Below are 17,819 nucleotides of genomic sequence, written 5' to 3' on the forward strand. Positions count from 1 at the left end.
TGTCCTCCTAGAGATGGTAAGGCGATAGATTACGGAAGCCCCCCATTTATACAAAAGGGGGAGGTGAAAGAGAATTCTCTTTCACCTCCCGCAAGTCTATTCAGTTAGTCGGTACGTTACTCGGTTACCCACCATTTGATAGCGTGGAAGAACTGTCCGTAGCCCAGTGACGGCTCAGGAGCATCCTCCTCTGCCCAGTGCACTCTAGGTCCTGTTCCGATCGCCTGACCATACTGATACAGGAAGACATAAGGAAGGTCGGTCGAGATTTCCTTACCTACTTCTTTGTAGATTTCTTTGCGCTTAGCCTGATCTACCGTGGAATATCCGTCTACCCACAGCTTATCCAGCTTCTCATTCTTATACCAGCCGCTGTTCTGTCCGGCAGGCGGGAAATACTTGGAGGAGAAAATGCTCTCTGCATCCGGGTCCGGAGTATTCAGCGACCATGCCAGCAGCAGGGCCTGATATTTACCCGGCGTTACGTTCTGGTCAATCCATGCAGCGAAATCGATCGCCTTAGGCTTCACTTCAATGCCTACATCTTTCAGGTTCTGCTGGATAACAGCGGCTACCTGTTCACGACGGCTGTTGCCGGCATTATACTGCAGCTCGAAGGAGAAGCGGTGGCCATCTTTGACCAGAATGCCGTCTTTGGCATCCGCAACCCAGCCGTCTTCAGCCAGGAGCTTCTTGGCCGTTTCAGCATTGTAATCATAGTTCACAGCAGCATCACCCGGGTCAGCCCAGGTATCTGGCAGGAACGGTGCATTCATCAGTGCGCCTACGCCCTTCAGGATATTGTCTACCATCCCTTGACGATTCAGGGCATGGGCAATCGCCTGTCTGGTCTTCTGTCCCTGGAACAGGCCGTAGCCATCCGGGAAGTTCTTGCCGTCAAAGTTGAAGTTAACATATTCATACTGTGCGCCCGGCTTCTGGATGATATCGATTTTGCCGTCAGCCTTAACTGCTTCAACCTGGGTTACAGGAATCGCACTAATATGGTCTGTGTCACCTTTCATAATCGCCTGAACTTCAGTATTCTGGTCGGCATAGACCTTATAGATAATCTGAGCGATATGAGGCTTCACGGTTCCCCAGTAGGCCGGATCAGCATCCAGGGTATGGCTCTCTCCCTGCTTCCAGGCTGTCCATTTCCACGGTCCGCTTGTAACGGTCTTAGCCGGATCTGTACCGAAAGCGTTTTTCTGCATTTCGGTCGGCTTCACATCCTTAAGAACATGAGCGGGAACAATCTCCTGAACGAGCGCGTACAGGAATGGGGCGTAAATCTGGGACATCGTGAATTTCACCGTGTGGTCATCGACCTTCTCCACGGTCTTCACCTTGTCAAAGGCACTGATCAGGGGCGAGCCAGTCTCCTTATTCTTGGCCATTTCAACGGTGTAGACTACATCATCTGCAACGACGGGCTGGCCGTCACTCCATTTGGCGGTATCCTTCAGCTTCACAGTGTAGGTCAAGCCATCTTCGGAGATCTCCGGCAGCGCGGCAGCCAGCGACCAATCCTCTGCCTGTACATTGCCTTCACGGTCCAGGTTATACAGCTTGGCGAAGACGAATTGGGCCACATCACCAGAAGCGGTGTCATTAACTAAGAGGGGATTAATATTAACAATATCGGAGAATGAGCTTGTAACTAGTGTTCCGCCGTCAACAGGCGCGTCAGCAGCAGGTGCTTCCGTAGCATCAGGCGCTGTACTCTCTGCCGGAGCTGTAGTGGCTGCAGGCGCACTTGTTGAAGAACCCGCAGTGTTATTCGTACTGCAACCTGTAAATAGAACCCCTACCAACGATAAGACTAGTAAACCTGACCACCATTTTCTCTTTTTCGCCATTCCTTTACTCCTCCTTAGTTAGGTGCTTGTACCTGCTCTTCAAAGCTTCTCGGGAGACTGGATGCTCCGGATCGTTATGCGCCTAAGACTGCTAATGACCGCCTTCGCATTACATGTGACATAACATCACACCTAATATATATTGAAGGAATGCGATAAATAGACCGCAGGTCAATTAGGATCAGGGATAACTTTTCCGGCGGGAAGCCTCACAACTTCCCTCATAAATTATGGTTTATATTACATGTGAATATATCTTACGTCAATATATTTATTTACCGCTGTATAATCTTACTTTTTTGCTCCTGAAACATTTACTTCCAATGTATCTTGGAATAACTGTAAAAAAACCTTTCACACATCATTATAATGAGTTTAATCGGGTTAGTTTTAATGACACTTTCTTATCATATTCGCTATTTTTCGACACTGTTCATCATATTTCTGTGTGTTTCTGCGCTAATCCTCTTGTTATCCAGCCCTTTTCAGGCACAAAAAAGAAGAATAACGGCTCCGGGCTCCCTCTGCCCCCGGCTCATTATCCTTCCTTATATACTGATGCTTTTTTATTTTTTTGACAAAATCGTGACTGAACTACTCTACCGACTTCAGCGCTTCAATCATATGAATCCGCTTGAGCTTGATGTGCATGAAAGCCATTACGATCCCTGAAAATAGTATGGTCAATAGCGCTGCATAGATGTAGCTCTGCCAATTGATAAGCGGAGCGAACATGGTGGCATCCAGCTCAGCGGTCGAGAGGACGAAACGGTGCAGGATCACCCCCAGGGCACTGCCCGACAGGATGCCGAGCAGGGTCAGCAGAATATTTTCCCGGTAAATATACAGAGTGACTTCCTTATCATAGAAGCCGAGCACCTTAATCGTAGACAACTCGCGGATCCGCTCGGACACGTTAATATTGGTCAGGTTGTACAGAACCACGAAGGCCAACGCGGCAGCAGAGACAATCAGCACCACAATGACGATATCCATACTGTCCATAGTTTCCTCGAAGGCTTCTCCCACTCCGCTGGAAAAGCTGACCAAGGCCACCTGGCCATTAGCAGTCAGCTTCTCCCTGAAGGCACTCTCCCACCCTTTATCCTTGCCGCTGTAGTTGAGTAATTGAGTATTATAGACCGGCTCCTTGCCGAACACCTCCGTGTAGTAAGCCGGAGTCATGTATACGTAATGCAGCACATAGTTCTCAGTGACCGCTGATACCTTGACCTGGAATGGCTCATTATTGCTGTCAAGAAGCGTCAATGTATCCCCGGGAGCAACATCATACAGCTTGGCCAGCTTCTCTGTAATGACCGCGCCCTCGTCACTAAGTACACGCGGCTTACCGGTGCTGCGGTCCTTGAGATTAACGAAAGACGCCAGATCAGCTGTATCCGAGGGAACAAATATCCGTACTTCCTGATCGTTCACGCCTTTGGCCCGGGCGGTCATAGCCTCCTGCAGTACATTCAGCGTGCCTGTCACCGCAGTCTCCTGTTCAATCAGCTCCTTATAGGAAGCTTGATCTGCTGCGGCTGCATTATCATGCAGGGCGACCAGGGCGCTGTATTTCATAATCCCGCCGAACTGCCGCTCGGCGATGCTGCCAATGGAATCCTTCAGTCCAAAGCCGGTCAGAATCAGCGCAGTACATCCTGCCACCCCGATAACGGTCATGAACATCCGCTGCTTGTAGCGGAACAGATTGCGGGCCGTTACCTTTTGCACGAAGCTGAGCCTTCTCCACAGGAAGGTGAAGCGCTCCAGCAGAATCCGCTGCCCGCTCTTCGGTGCCTTGGGCCGCATCAGCACAGAGGCGCTACTCCGCAGTTCCACCCGCGCGGCGATCATCGCCGTCATCGTTGTACATACCAGCGCTACGATGATGGAGATCACGGCGTAGGAAGGATAGAAGCTCTTGATCACATCCGGCAGGTTGTAGAGCGAGCTATAGGCATTATAGATCAGATCCGGGAAGAACGTGAAGCCGACCGCTAGACCCGTAATAGATGCTGCAAGGCTAGCCAGTGTTCCGTACACCAGAAACTTGGTCATGATGTCCATAGCGCCGTATCCGAGTGCCTTCAACGTCCCGATCTGGAGCCGCTGCTCCTCCACCATGCGGGTCATTGTCGTTAAGCTGACAAGCGCTGCAATCAGGAAAAAGAATACCGGAAAAGCCGACGCAATCGCGGACAGGCGGTCCGCATTATCCTTGTATTCGGCGTATCCCGGGTTAATCGTGCGGTCTGCCACATATATCTTGGGCAGCTCCGGCTGGCTCTGTGCGGCGGATGCTGCCTGTTGTTGTGGCTGTTGCTGTTGCGTCCCCTGCTGAGCCGCAGCCTGCTTGGCCGCTGCTACCGCCTCCGCCTTCAGCTCCTCCAGACGCTGCGCCGGGTAATCCTTCAGCGCCTCCTCCACCCCGGAAAGATGCTGCTCAATCAGCTTATCATACGCAGGCGTATAGGCTGTTTGGGCAGCCGTATCCTTGAAGCTGAGGTATGCCTCCGTATATACCGGAAGTGTGAAATCCCCTTCCGGGATGAGCGCGAACGCATCAAGGGTCCCTTTGCCGATCCGGCTGGTTCCGCGGTTCGCAGTCTCAATATATTGCGGACTCTGCGCGAAGCCTACTACGGTATAGGTCTTGGTCCGGAAGCTCTGTTCGGGCTTCTCCCCGGCCTCCCCGCCGAAGATAATAGAATCGCCGAGCTTGAATTTGTCCTGTTCGCGCAGGTGCTCATCCAGTACAATCTCTCCAGAGGCTGCCGGGAGATGCCCGGCGGTGAGCTTGTAGCCGTTCAGTTCATTATTGTCTGCATATGAATAGACCTTGGCAATCAGCCCGCTGTCGCCAAGAAAGACGTCCGAGCTGTATACAGGCTGAACCGTCTGCACCCCGGGTATCCCCCGAAGCTGTTCAATCCCTCGCTCCGACAGCCCGTAAGTGGACTGGACCCGCAGATCCATCAGCCGCAGATCCTTATAATAGGTTGCTGCGGTGTCCAGCATATCCGGTCCGGCCGACTTGATCCCGGAGAAGAAGCTGACCCCCAGCATAATAATTGCAAAGATCGAGAGGAACCTCGCCTTGGTGCGGCCGATCTCACGAAAAACATCCTTCCATAGTGCCCGTTTCTTCATCATTCCCGGCTCCTTACCATTCGATATCTTCCACGGATACCGGTGCTGGATTCTTCACCATTTTCCGTACCTTGGCGTTGTTGATCTCAATGACCCGGTCGGCCATCGGAGCAATCGCCAGGTTATGCGTGATCACAATCACCGTTGTGCCGGTGTCGCGGCAGGTATCCTGCAGCAGCTTAAGCACCTGCTTGCCGGTATTGTAATCGAGCGCACCGGTCGGCTCATCACAGAGCAGCAGCTTCGGCTGCTTCGCCAGCGCTCTGGCGATAGCCACGCGCTGCTGCTCCCCGCCAGAGAGCTGGGCCGGGAAGTTATTCAGCCGCGCGCCAAGCCCCACATCCTCCAGCACCTTCCGGGCATCGAGTGCCCGGGGCGAGATCTGCGAAGCCAGCTCGACATTCTCCAGGGTGGTCAGATTAGGGACCAGATTATAGAACTGAAACACGAAACCCACGTCATTACGGCGGTAACCGGTCAGTTCCTTGGCGTTATATCGTGCGATGTCGGTACCGTCCACAATGACCTGGCCTTCGTCGGCGGAATCCATCCCGCCCAGTATGTTAAGCACCGTTGACTTTCCAGCCCCGCTGGGCCCTACTATTACAGCAAATTCACCCTTCTCAATCTCGAACTCAATGCCGTCATTGGCAACAATCAGGGTCTCCCCCATCTTATAGCGCTTATATTCGTCCTTCACCGTTACGAATGCCATGCCGTCTCCTCCTGTCTTCTCCACAAACCGCTAATGCACCAGAACTGGCAGATACCGATTCAATTACTCAAGTGTAGCACATGAACCCCCTATGATGGCAAAAGTGGGGGAGGCCGCCCTCCGCTGAATCCAGGTGACGCAGACTGCTGCGAGTATTCCCCTCACGGCAAAAAACCTCCTAGCGGAGGTTCTTGCTCAAAGATGTTGTTACTCAAACTTAATTTATGGGGTCGGCATTCCGCCGTTAGCATTCAGAGTCTCGCCGCTGACATAGCTTGATTCCTGGCTGGCCAGGAATACATAAGCCGGGGCCATTTCAGCCGGTTGGCCGGGGCGTCCCAGCGGGGTCTTGGCTCCGAACTCCTTCAGGACTTCCTCCGGCTGTCCGCCGCTTACCTGAAGCGGAGTCCACACCGGTCCCGGTGCGACAACGTTCACCCGGATTCCCTTAGGCGCCACCTGCTGGGCGAACGCCTTGCTGAAGGTGTTGATCGCGCTCTTGGTGGTGGCATAATCCAGCAGAATCTCTGAAGGCTCATAGGCCTGAATTGATGATGTATTAATAATCGTACTACCCGGCTTCATATGCTTCACCGCTGCCTTACAGAGCCAGAACAGCGAGTAGACATTCGTCTTGAAGGTAGCGTCGAACTGTTCTGTAGTCAGATCCGCAATGTCTTTCACGAACTGCTGCTTACCGGCGATGTTAGCCAGGATATCAATCCCGCCCAGCTCCTCTACGGCCTTGGCAATCAACTGCTCGCAGTACTTCTCGTCCTTCAGATCACCCGGCAGGGCCACCGCCTTGCGTCCGGCTTCCTCGACAAGCTTAACCACTTCCTTCGCGTCAGCTTCTTCCTCCGGCAGGTAGGCCAGCACCACATCCGCGCCTTCACGGGCAAAAGCAATCGCTACCGCCCGCCCGATTCCGCTGTCCGCTCCCGTAACAACAGCCTTTCGTCCGTTGAGTTTTCCGCTACCTTTGTAGGTACCCGCTCCGTCATCGGGACGCGGATGCATCTTCGTCTCCAGGCCGGGACTGGGCTGCTGCTGCTCGAATTCAGGCGTAGCCTTTTCATATTGCTGCACAGGGTCTTGAATCTTATATTGATCACTCATAATGTAATTCCTCCTCTGTTCGCTTCTGATTGTGTAGGCTTCTGACTCTTTCTATGTAACCAGCTTCCCTTTTTCTTAAACGAATTATGTATGAGTGCAGCCACAAAAATAAATGCCCCCTGCCAAAAGAGCAAGGGGCCGCCACTGTATAACATTTAATGAATCAGAACTCTTCGTACACGGCCGGGTCCTGCTCCCACAGCGGGCCGGTGGTCGGAATGTCCGAGATCATCTTCATCTCTTCCTCCGACAATTCGAAGCCGAAGATATCTATATTCTCCCGCTGATGCGTCTCCGACTGCGACCTTGGAATCGGAACGGCTCCCAGCTGCACATGCCAGCGCAGAACAATCTGCGAGACGGATTTGCCCCGGGCTGCAGCAATGGCCCGTAGCTGTTCATTCTTCAGCAAATCCTCGCCGCGTCCCAGCGGACTCCAGGATTCTGTAATGATTCCGTGCTTCTCATGATATGCGCGCTGCTCTGCCTGATTATAGAAGGGATGCAGCTCAATCTGGTTCATTGCCGGTACCACCCCCGTCTCCTTGATCAGGCGGTCCAGATGCTCCGGCAGGAAATTGCTGACGCCGATCGAACGGATCAGCCCTTTTGCCCGCGCATCAATCAGTGCCTGCCACGCTTCCACATACAGGTTCACCTTGGGATTCGGCCAGTGGATCAGATACAGATCATAATAATCCAGCCCCGCCCGGTACAGCGATTCTTCAATGGTCTTAAGTGCTTCCTCATACTTATGATGGCGTCCGGGCAGCTTGGAGGTAATGAACAGCTGGTCTCTGGCTATGCCGCTCTGCCGCACCGCCTCTCCGACAACCCCCTCATTCTCATAGTTGAATGCGGAATCGATCAGACGATAGCCTAAATCCAGCGCTGTCTTCACACTTTCCACACCCTCAGCGCCTCTGATCCGCGCAGTTCCAAAGCCAATTGCAGGTGCCTTCCTTCCATCATTCAGCAGTATTTCCGGAATATGATTTGTCATGTTTAAGAGCCTCCTGTGTGAAGATCATCGATCTCATGCTTCGTTATTCCTCATTCAGACGGATCAAATGCCGGTACTGCCATTCGCGCTCCTGCATCACGGCAGAAGCGGCCAGGCCGGGTCCGGCTGCTTCGTACACTGCCTTAACCGCATAAGTGGCGGCATGCACTGCATGGGTGGCTACATGGGCGGTAGCCGCTGCATGACCCGCAGCGCGGCAAGCCGCGCAGGCCGCTGCCGGACTTACCTCACGCGCAGCCGAGTGGGCCGCGAACGCAGCTTGCCGTGCAGCGGTCATCTTCAGCTCCCTGCGCACCCAGGCGCGTCCGGCTTCTACTGCCTGCCGGGGCCGCTTCTCTTCCGGGGATGCCGCCTCCACATAAGGCAGTACCCGTTCTGCACAGTCCCCGGCCCAGGCAGCCAATACTTCGTGCTGACTTGTGGCGGCCAGTGCGGCGATGGATTCATCCAGCCCGTCAGCGGCCAGTTTGGCCTTCACTCTACTCCTCCAGCAGCCTCTGCCGGAATCTTAACCAGCACCTGATACTGCTTACCCGGTCTCAGTTCTTTCAGAACACCGTCTTCCACAAGCTGTCCGTCCAAATATACCTCGATTGCCGCTGCGCCAGACTCACGTTTCATCTCAATCTGCAGCTCGGCGCCTCTGAAGCTGCGCTTCACGCTGGCTTCCTGCCACGCGGAAGGAAGCTGCGGCTTCACCTGAAGCCCTTCCCGGCAGCCTTGCAGTCCGAACAGTCCGTCGATCAGGCAGCGGTACACCCATGGAGCGGTTCCGGTGTTGAACAGATGACTGGAGCGTCCGGCAGTCTGCGGGAACTGCTTGTAAGCCCCCCGGTAATAATTAGGGATGAACACCGGCAGCTGGCCCCGCCGGATGATATCCTCGATATCAGGCCCGGGGAGCATTTTGCGCAGCAGACGATAAGCGTGATCCTGCTCCCCCACTGCATACAAGCCATAGATATAGAAGGCCGCGGCATGGTTGTAGACTGCGCCATTCTCGGCTGTCCCCGGATGCTTTTGGGTCACCCGGCCCACATCCTCGCGCATGGCGGTATAGGATGGTGCGAGCTTTTCCACTCCATACGGGGTCTCCAGCTGTTCATGGACCGACTTTATCAGCTTCGCCCGCTTCTCCTCACCGGCCGCACCGCTGAGCAACGCCCAGCCCTGGGGATTAATGAAAATACGGCCTTCCTTGTCGCTGCTGATTCCGAACACCACATTGTCATCGGTAATTCCCCGCGCATACCACTCGCCATCCCAGAAGTACTGATTGACGAGCTTATTCGTCTCCTCCGCCGCATGGCGGAAGGTCTTGGCGATATCCGTACGGCCGCTCCGCTCACAAATATCCGCCCAGACCATACAAGCATACGCGGTAGCGATGGTCAGCCAGCCGGACACGCCTTGTCCCCGGTACCCTACCATATTCATCGGGTCACACCAGTCGCCCTGATTGATATAATTCAGGCCGCGCTCATCCCGCTCATGGAGCAGCCACTGTACCGCCCGGTCGATATGCTCATGCACAGGTCCTGTCTCCAGGCCGCCCGTATACGATACTTCCTCATCCAGAATGCTGTAATCATCCGTCTCATCCAGATAGGTACTAAGGCAGATCGGCAGCCAGACACAATGGTCTGTATGCGGAACCTGATTGATATATTTCAGTTCAGCCGCTTCATGCAAAATAATGCCGTCCGGCATCGCTCCGCTGGCCTCCTGCTGGCTTAAGGCCGTCAGGAACGCCTCTCTTGCCGTCTGCGGCTTAAGATAGCTCATTCCCATATTATCCTGCAGATAATTCCGGGTCTGCGGGTCGGTGGTCAGGCGGTTGGTCTGCCCGTGATAATACATCTGCCGGGGCAGCCAGTGGTTGACCAGATTGTCGAGGTCCGCATCCGGCGTAGAGATCTCAATGCTTCCTCTGCCTTCCGCGATGTACTGGGCATATTCCCGCTCAGCGCGCATGAATCCGTCCTCGCCTGCCGCATCGGTATCCAGAAACAGCTTCCGGCGGATCTCCGCAATCTCCTGTTCACTCCGGGCCGGGCCGAAGACGAAGCGGTATTCACGTTCTTCCCCCGCAGCCAGGTCCAGACTGTATTGCAAGGCGGCAACCGGGGTCTCATAACGGGCTTCACCTTGCGCCAGCCGCTGACTCTTAAGCGCTGACGGCGAGCCGATTCCGCCTTCGCCCTCGAAGGCTTCCTGATTCACTTCCCAGGAGGCCGGGGCATGGTCGGCCAGCAGAAAGGTTTTGTCCTTCAGATGCTTGATCTTGGCATAATCCTGATATTTCTGATAAGGTGTGACCGCTGTAGCCACAATTCCCTGCAAGGCTTCCTTATACTCGCCCGACTGATTCATCCATGACATATAGCCGATGGTGAAGTAGGGATAGAGGCTGATACTCCGCTGAACTGAAGACAGATTGGTCACTTTTACCCGCCACAGCTCCATCGGGTCATCCTTAGGCAGGCTTAACGTCATCTCTATCGCGATCCCGTTCTTCTCGATGGTCCATACAATATTATGTTTACCTACTGCAAAAGTGTAATGATCCGGAGGGTTGCGGACAGGCTCATAAGGGGCAGAGAACAGCTCTCCATTCTCCTCATCCTTGACATAGACGAAGCGGCCGGGGTGATGGGCATAATAAGGCTGCTCCGGCTGCATGAACGTCTTGGCCTCCAGATTCGGCGCATAAGAGTATTTAGCAGGCTCGGGCTGCATGAACTGGGCTACCGCATAGCCCCGGCAGTTCATATGAATCATCATCTGCTCATTCCACAGGAACCCCGAAGCCTTGGGGAGAATGGTGGGACTGGACAGCTCATAATATTCATTATCTTCAGATGCTCTGATCATTCTCGTGCCTCTCTTTCCGGAATAAATATCCATCATTCTAGTATACTTTATTCAAGAATACGCTCTCATAGGTTTGGGGGCAAGTCTAATGGAAGAGTTTCAATTTCATCGTTTTGGTTTTTATAGTAGAATATACCCAAATTAACTACCACTAAATGAGAGGTGCATCCTATGAAGCAATCGTACATAGCCAGACTTGAATTATTCGTAACTAACGCGCAGCAGATTAAACAGGAATTCCCGTGGCAAAATGCCTCCGTGAACCGGCTGGCAGCCTTGCTCTACGCCGTGGAGGACAAGATGGTCAACGTACAGGCGATCCGCATGTACCATGAGATGGTCAAGGATAACACCCGGGGCTTCTCCTCCTTCCGCGGAACCTCAGCCATCTGTATTGCTGCGCTGCTCTCCCTCTCCGCCCAGCCGGAACAGCAGCTTGCAAATACGCTCGCTGTATATGACCTGCTCAAGGAACGCAAATTCCGGGCCTCCGACTACCTGGTCATTGCCGCCTATCAGATCGCTGCCCATACCCCGTACGATCAATATGCCGCAGCCATAGACCGCACTCAAGCTTTCTATGAAGGAATGCGGTCAAAGCACCGTTTCCTCACCGGACGGGACGACTATATCTTCGCCGCCATGCTCGGCCTCTCCGATATCCCTGTAGAGCAAGGGTTGGAGCAGCTGGAACAGCTCTATGTTACGCTCAAGCCCGAGTTCTTCTCCGGCAATAGTGTTCAGGCGCTGACACAGGTGCTGGTGCTAGGCGGCGAGGATCTCACAAGCCGGGTGCTTAGCCTGCGTGAGGCGTTCCGGGCACGGGATATCCGGCTGGATAAGGAGTATACACTCTCGTCCCTTGGCATCCTGTCCCTGATCCCTTATGAGCAGCAGCAGTTGGTAAGCGATGTCTCGGACACCTATGAATTCCTGCGTCCGCAGAAGGGCTTCGGCGGCTGGTCGATCAACAAGCAGGAGCTGCTCCTGCTGTCTGCCGCACTCGTCTCCTATCAATATATAGTCGATGTGAGAAACGGCATTATTGAATCCGCACTCTCTACCAGCCTGACCAACATCATCATTGCCCAGCAGACAGCGATCGCTGTAGCTGCAGCCTCTGCTGCGGCGGCAGCTTCTTCTTAAGGGCTGACATGCAAAAGGCTTCCGGAGCGTAATTGCTTCGGAAGCCTTTTAGTTGGATTTCAGGCACTTGTTAACCAGCGATCTCCCGTGTGACGGAAATTAGTTGGATTTATGACACTTAACTCTGCCCATATCTGCGATGTTACCTATATCCGGCTGGATTAGGTGTATAATTTCCAACTACAATTCGCCAAACAACGATTTTGTTATAATTAGATGACGTTTTTCCACTTGTTGTTATGTTAGATAGCAGCGGCCGCTTGCCTGCCACCCTTCCGCAACAACCCTACACTTCCTCCCCATCCCCGGGCATCCGGCGCTTGCCGATCCCAAAAGCAAAGTAGCCCGCCACAACAATAGCCAGGAAGGACGCGCCGACGATCAGCGACAGATGGGTATCCGGGTTGAACCACATGCCGATGATGACCAGCGACAGGAAGATAATGATAATGTAGTTACTGACCGGGAAAAAGCGGGACTTGAACGGATGGACTGCCATCTCGCCTGCCCATCGCTCTCTGAATCTGAACTGGCTGAAGGCCAGGGCGAACCACGGAATCATTCCCGGAAGCACGCTGGCACTGTAAATATAGAGAAACAGCTTGGAGTCCGGCATCAGATAGTTTAACAATACGCCTACGAGCAGCAGGGAGATCGTGGTAATAATGCTGTTTCGGGGCACTCCGCTGGCAGAGACTCTGCCGAAGAACTTCGGAGCCTGTCCGTTCTGGGCCAGCGTGTAGAGCATTCTTCCCGCACTGTAGATTCCGCTGTTGCAGCCCGACATCGCCGCTGTCAGCACCACGAAGTTGATAATGCCAGCCGCAGCGACAATCCCTACCTTGGCGAAGGTCAGCACGAACGGACTGCCGATCTCGCCGATCTCATTCCACGGATAGATGGTCACAATGATGAAGATGGCCCCCACGTAGAAAATCAGAATGCGCCAGATGATATTCTTGATCGCTTTGCGCAGCGTTTGCTTCGGATTCTCCGCTTCCCCTGCCGTAATCCCCACCAGCTCAATCCCCTGATAGGCCGCCGTGACAATGCAGAGCGCGAACAGAAATCCCTTTAATCCTCCGGCAAAAAAACCGCCATGGCTATACAGATTGGACAGACCTAACGGCTGCCCGCCATTCCCGAGACCGAAAAAAATCACCCCGGTGCCGATCACCAGCATCACAACAATGGCAACCACCTTGATCATCGCAAACCAGAATTCAAACTCCCCGTACAGCTTCACCGCCGCCAGATTGGCTGCCGCAATGATGCCCACCCCGATCAGCGCCGGAATCCACTGCGGGATATCCGGGAACCAGTACCCGACATAGATACCAATTGCCGTAACCTCCGCCATTCCGACTGTCACCCACAGGAACCAATAACTCCAGGCGGTCAGGAAGCCGGCCAGCGGGCTGATATATTTGTGGGCAAACGTGGCAAAAGAACCGGTCACCGGCTCCATCACCAGCATCTCCCCCATAATCCGCATCACAAAAAACATAATGATTCCTGCCAAAAGATACGCAAGCAGCACGGAAGGCCCCGCCCACTTAATCGTACTTGCCGAGCCCATGAATAATCCCACGCCAATCGTGCCGCCCAGTGCGATCAGCTCGATATGCCGCGGCTTAAGCCCTCTGGTTAACTCTTTGGATTCCAACGAAATGCTCCTCCTCATATGTACACCTGTACACCTCACATGTACTCCACGCAATCTATCTTAATATGTAAGCATCATTGTAAGCTGTGATCTACATTAACGCAATGCAGAATTACTGGATTACTCCAGCAGAAAGTTTCACCATTTGTAACAATAAATTGCCCCAGAACCTATACATTTTGGTTCATAGTGTTATAATCACTTTGTTTATCACAAGACAACAGGAAACAGGTGATCAGATGTTTGAAATCAAATGGCTGTGGCAGAACCTGGAGGGCAACCGGGCGCGGTATATCGTGGCGCTCTGCCTCTCGGTGGTGGGCTCAAGTCTTACGATTGTGAACCCCTACATCAGCCAGCGCATCGTCGATACGTTCATTGCCGGTGACCACGCCGGAGAGAATCTTGCTACAGGCCGCGGACTGCTCATTGCACTCTGCCTGGGCATGATCGGCTTCTCTCTGCTCCGAACAGGGCTGGCATACTTCACGACCATGCAGTACGAAATTTCTTCACAGAATATGATGTACAATATCCGGATTTATCTGTACAACAAGATTCAGGGCCAGGACCGGGAATATTATGACCGCAACCGCACCGGGGACCTGATGACGAAGATGACCGGGGATCTGGATATGGTCCGCCACTCGATGGCGTGGATTTTCAAGACGATCATTGAATCGCTTACGATTTTCCTGGCAGCCGTCATTTATTTCCTCACGATTGATGTGAAGCTGACGCTGTGGATGCTGATCCTGTCACCGCCGATTTTTGTAGTGGCCTTTATCTTCGCCAAGCGAGTGCGCCCGATGTACATCGACCTGCGCGAGCGGCTGTCCCAGCTTAATACGACGACCCAGGAGAATATCTCCGGGAACCGGGTGGTGAAGGCTTTTGCCCGTGAGGAGTTCGAGATTGCCAAGTTCACGGAGAAGAACGTCAACTACGCGGTAGCGAATAAAAAAGCGGCTCTCGTCTGGCTTGACTACTTCCCTTATCTGGAGTCGTTCGCCCAAGGCTTCAACGTGGTTCTGATGCTGGCCGGTGGTTACTACGTGATGGAGGGGCGGATTACCTTCGGTGAGTTCACGGCGTTCTCCTCACTGATCTGGGCGGTCTCGAACCCCATGCGCAATATCGGAATTATTATTAATGATATTCAGCGTTTCTTTGCCAGCTTATCCAAAATCGTCGATATCTATTACGCCCGCCCGGCGATTGCCAACGATCATAACCCGGTGGAGCAACGCCGCTATGAGGGACGGATTGAATTCGATCATGTCCGGTTCAAATATGATAACGCTACCGTGCTGGATGATGTGAGCTTCACGATAGCCCCCGGCGAGACCATTGCGATCATGGGGGCCACCGGCTCCGGCAAAACCTCGCTCATCAACCTCATTCCCCGCTTCTATGATGTGGCTGGCGGGCGTGTGCTGGTGGACGGCAGAGATGTCCGGGAGCTTGAGCTGGATGAGTTGCGCGGGAATATCGGGATGGCTACGCAGGATGTCCTGCTGTTCTCCGATACCATTGACGGCAACATTGCCTACGGCGATCCCGATCTGCCTGAGGAGGATGCGCAGGCTTACGCGGCTCTGGCCGCTGCCCATGATTTCATTGTCCGGATGCCTGAAGGCTACGATACCGTAGTCGGGGAACGCGGTGTCGGGTTGTCCGGGGGCCAAAAGCAGCGGATTGCGCTGGCCCGCGCCCTGGCGGTCCAACGTCCGATTCTGATCCTGGATGATACGACCTCAGCGGTCGATCTGGAGACCGAGGAGCATATCCAGCGCAGCCTCCGGGAGCTGGAGTATCCCTGCACGAAGATCATCATCGCACAGCGGGTATCCACTACGGCCCAGGCTGACCGCATTCTGATCCTGGAGGGCGGGCGCTTGATTGAGGAAGGGACCCACGCCGAGCTGCTGGCGAAGCGGGGTTATTACTATGATGTATTCATGCTTCAGAACGAGGGCATTGGAAGGCAGGTGACCGAGATTGGCCAGGAATAAATTCGATGTCGATGAGAATCTGGAATCGCCGTTTAATATCAAGCATTTCCGGCGGGCCATGGTCTATATCCGGCGTAAAAAGAAGCCGATGCTGATCGCATTCGCGCTCAGCGCATTGTCAGCGGCAATCGCCCTGTCGGCTCCGCTGATTATGCAGCATGTGGTGGATGTGACCATACCCGCCAAAGACATGGGAGCACTGGCAGGCTGGTCCCTGCTAATGCTGGCGACCATCGTGGTCAGTGTCATTCTGGCGACTATCCGCTCACGGATTATGACCCGTGTCGGTCAGGATATTATTTTCGATATCCGCACCGACCTGTTCAAGCATCTGCAGGAGCTGCCCTTCAAATATTATGACGACCGGCCGCAGGGCAAAATCCTGATCCGGGTCGTGAACTACGTCAACGGGGTCTCTGACGTGTTGTCCAACGGGATTATCAACTTCATCCTGGAAATCGTGAACCTGATCTTCATCGCGGTGTTCATGTTCGCCGTGGATGTGCGGCTCTCCTTCATCATTCTGGCCGGACTGCCGGTGTTCCTCGGTGTCATGCTGCTGATCAAGACCCGGCAGCGCCGGGCCTGGCAGGCCGTATCGAACAAAAGCTCCAACCTGAATGCTTATCTGCAGGAGAGTATCAGCGGCATCGGCGTCACCCAGATGTTCTCCCGGGAGACACGCAATGAAGGGATCTTCACCCGTCTGGCCGGCAACTTCCGCACGGCCTGGATGAAGGCGCTGCGTTACAACATACTGATTCCGTTCAGTGTCGATAACCTGTCTACCATTGTTACGGCTATGATCTTCCTGGTTGGCCTGCTGACCCTGGACCCGCAGAATATGACGCTGGGCGTCATTCTCGCGATGAGCAGCTATGCGGCACGCTTCTGGCAGCCGATCCTGAACCTGTCGAACTTGTACAATAACTTCATTAATGCGGTCGCTTATCTGGAGCGGATCTTCGAGACGCTGGATGAGCCGGTAACGGTCAGCGATATTCCCGGTGCGAAGGCGCTGCCGCCAGTGGAGGGCCGGGTGACGTTCGATGATGTCACCTTCGCCTACGATCCGGGCCTGAATATCCTGGAGAACATCTCCTTCGATGTCGCAGCGGGAGAGAGCATCGCTCTGGTCGGTCCGACCGGAGCGGGCAAGACCACCGTCGTCAACCTGATCTCACGCTTCTATAACCTGACCGGCGGACGCATTCTGATCGACGGGCAGGATATCTCGCAGATCACGCTGAAGTCACTGCGCAGCCAGATGGGGATCATGCTGCAGGACAGCTTCATCTTCTCGGGAACCATTCTGGATAATATCCGCTATGGCAGACCGGATGCGACCGAGCAGGAGGTCATCGCCGCTGCGAAGGCGGTCTGCGCGGATGATTTCATCCGCGAATTCGATCAGGGCTACCAGACCGAGGTGAACGAACGCGGCTCCAAGCTCTCCCAGGGGCAGCGGCAGCTGATCTCGTTCGCCAGAACGCTGCTGGCCAACCCGCGGATTCTCATTCTGGATGAAGCCACCTCCTCTATTGATGCACAGACCGAGCGTCTGCTCCAGAAGGGGCTGAATGAGCTGCTTAAGGGCCGGACCTCGTTCATCATCGCGCACCGCCTGTCTACAGTGAAGAACTGCGACCGGATCATGTATGTCTCGAACAAAGGCATTGCCGAGAGCGGCTCCCATGACGAGCTGATCGCCCGCCGCGGCCTGTACCACCGGCTGTATACGGCGCAGAAGATGGAAGCCTGACGTGCAACGCAAGTAAGGCTATATAGATTGTACTTGTAGTTCAATTTATATAGGTTCAAACAAGTGGAAACGGCTTTGCCGTCCTTTTAAAGGACGGTACCGTTTCAGCGAGAAATAGAAGGATAATCTATCGTGTGAAACATATAGATTCTTATATTTTAAGAAATCGCCAAAAACCGCAGCAGGGGCTCCCCTGTCTGCGGTTTTTGGCACGCTTAGTTGGACCGTACAGCACATCTCCAGTGAAGATTGCGCCCTCACGTAAGATCCGTTACCGCCTAAGACTACTGTTACTGGCTTTCTCAATTTCGTGCAATTAAGCAATACTAATACTCCTGCTGCGATCCATGCGGACTGGAGAGCCGCTATTCCTGTACATTGCACCATTTCGCGGGCTAAGCGGACTCACATGCACTTAACTAGCCGCGCTTGCCTCATTTCCATCACCAACTGGCCTTATAACGGCCCCTCAGTCCGCGGACG

Annotated in this window: 11 protein-coding genes; 3 read left to right on the forward strand and 8 right to left on the reverse strand. The window is 53.9% G+C overall.

Annotated elements, in window-relative coordinates; all coding sequences use genetic code 11:
* Positions 1-116: 116 nt before the first annotated feature.
* The 7 genes from C162_RS11860 to C162_RS11890 form a co-directional block, all read right to left on the reverse strand.
* On the reverse strand, positions 117-1,862 hold the full coding sequence (locus C162_RS11860) for an ABC transporter substrate-binding protein (protein ID WP_036694611.1): 1,746 nt from the start codon (positions 1,860-1,862) through the stop codon (positions 117-119).
* Positions 1,863-2,456: 594 nt separating this feature from the next.
* Positions 2,457-5,015, reverse strand: a complete 2,559-nt coding sequence (locus tag C162_RS11865) for an ABC transporter permease (RefSeq protein ID WP_051493415.1) — start codon at positions 5,013-5,015, stop codon at positions 2,457-2,459.
* 13 nt (positions 5,016-5,028) lie between these two features.
* A complete protein-coding gene (locus tag C162_RS11870) occupies positions 5,029-5,730 on the reverse strand; it encodes an ABC transporter ATP-binding protein (RefSeq protein ID WP_036694614.1) in 702 nt (233 codons plus the stop codon).
* Between the two features lie 222 nt (positions 5,731-5,952).
* Positions 5,953-6,849, reverse strand: coding sequence for an SDR family oxidoreductase (locus tag C162_RS11875; protein ID WP_036694617.1), 897 nt, complete (start codon positions 6,847-6,849; stop codon positions 5,953-5,955).
* Between the two features lie 163 nt (positions 6,850-7,012).
* Positions 7,013-7,852 (reverse strand): aldo/keto reductase, encoded by an 840-nt coding sequence (locus C162_RS11880; protein ID WP_036694619.1) that lies wholly within the window; start codon positions 7,850-7,852, stop codon positions 7,013-7,015.
* A gap of 43 nt (positions 7,853-7,895) precedes the next feature.
* A complete protein-coding gene (locus C162_RS11885; RefSeq protein ID WP_235218408.1) occupies positions 7,896-8,351 on the reverse strand; it encodes a putative immunity protein in 456 nt (151 codons plus the stop codon).
* On the reverse strand, positions 8,348-10,747 hold the full coding sequence (locus C162_RS11890) for a GH36-type glycosyl hydrolase domain-containing protein (RefSeq protein ID WP_036694620.1): 2,400 nt from the start codon (positions 10,745-10,747) through the stop codon (positions 8,348-8,350). The genes C162_RS11885 and C162_RS11890 overlap by 4 nt, the downstream gene beginning before the upstream one ends.
* Before the next feature lie 171 nt (positions 10,748-10,918).
* On the opposite strand from C162_RS11890, the gene C162_RS11895 reads away from it, so the two are divergent.
* Positions 10,919-11,893 (forward strand): DUF4003 family protein, encoded by a 975-nt coding sequence (locus tag C162_RS11895; RefSeq protein WP_036694622.1) that lies wholly within the window; start codon positions 10,919-10,921, stop codon positions 11,891-11,893.
* A 286-nt stretch (positions 11,894-12,179) separates the two neighbouring features.
* Here the strand turns inward: C162_RS11895 and C162_RS11900 are convergent, their stop codons facing one another.
* Positions 12,180-13,559 carry an amino acid permease gene (locus C162_RS11900; RefSeq protein WP_036694623.1) on the reverse strand — a complete coding sequence of 460 codons (1,380 nt, stop codon included), beginning with the start codon at positions 13,557-13,559 and terminating at the stop codon, positions 12,180-12,182.
* Between the two features lie 239 nt (positions 13,560-13,798).
* Between C162_RS11900 and C162_RS11905 the strand changes: the two genes are divergently transcribed.
* On the forward strand, positions 13,799-15,574 hold the full coding sequence (locus C162_RS11905; RefSeq protein WP_036694624.1) for an ABC transporter ATP-binding protein: 1,776 nt from the start codon (positions 13,799-13,801) through the stop codon (positions 15,572-15,574).
* Positions 15,561-17,336: an ABC transporter ATP-binding protein gene (locus C162_RS11910; RefSeq protein ID WP_036694628.1), complete on the forward strand. Its 1,776-nt coding sequence runs from the start codon at positions 15,561-15,563 to the stop codon at positions 17,334-17,336. The genes C162_RS11905 and C162_RS11910 overlap by 14 nt, the downstream gene beginning before the upstream one ends.
* The last annotated feature ends 483 nt before the right edge of the window (positions 17,337-17,819 follow it).

It is taken from the genome of Paenibacillus sp. FSL R7-269, from assembly GCF_000517865.1.
In the GTDB taxonomy this organism is placed as follows: Bacteria; Bacillota; Bacilli; order Paenibacillales; family Paenibacillaceae; genus Paenibacillus_AQ.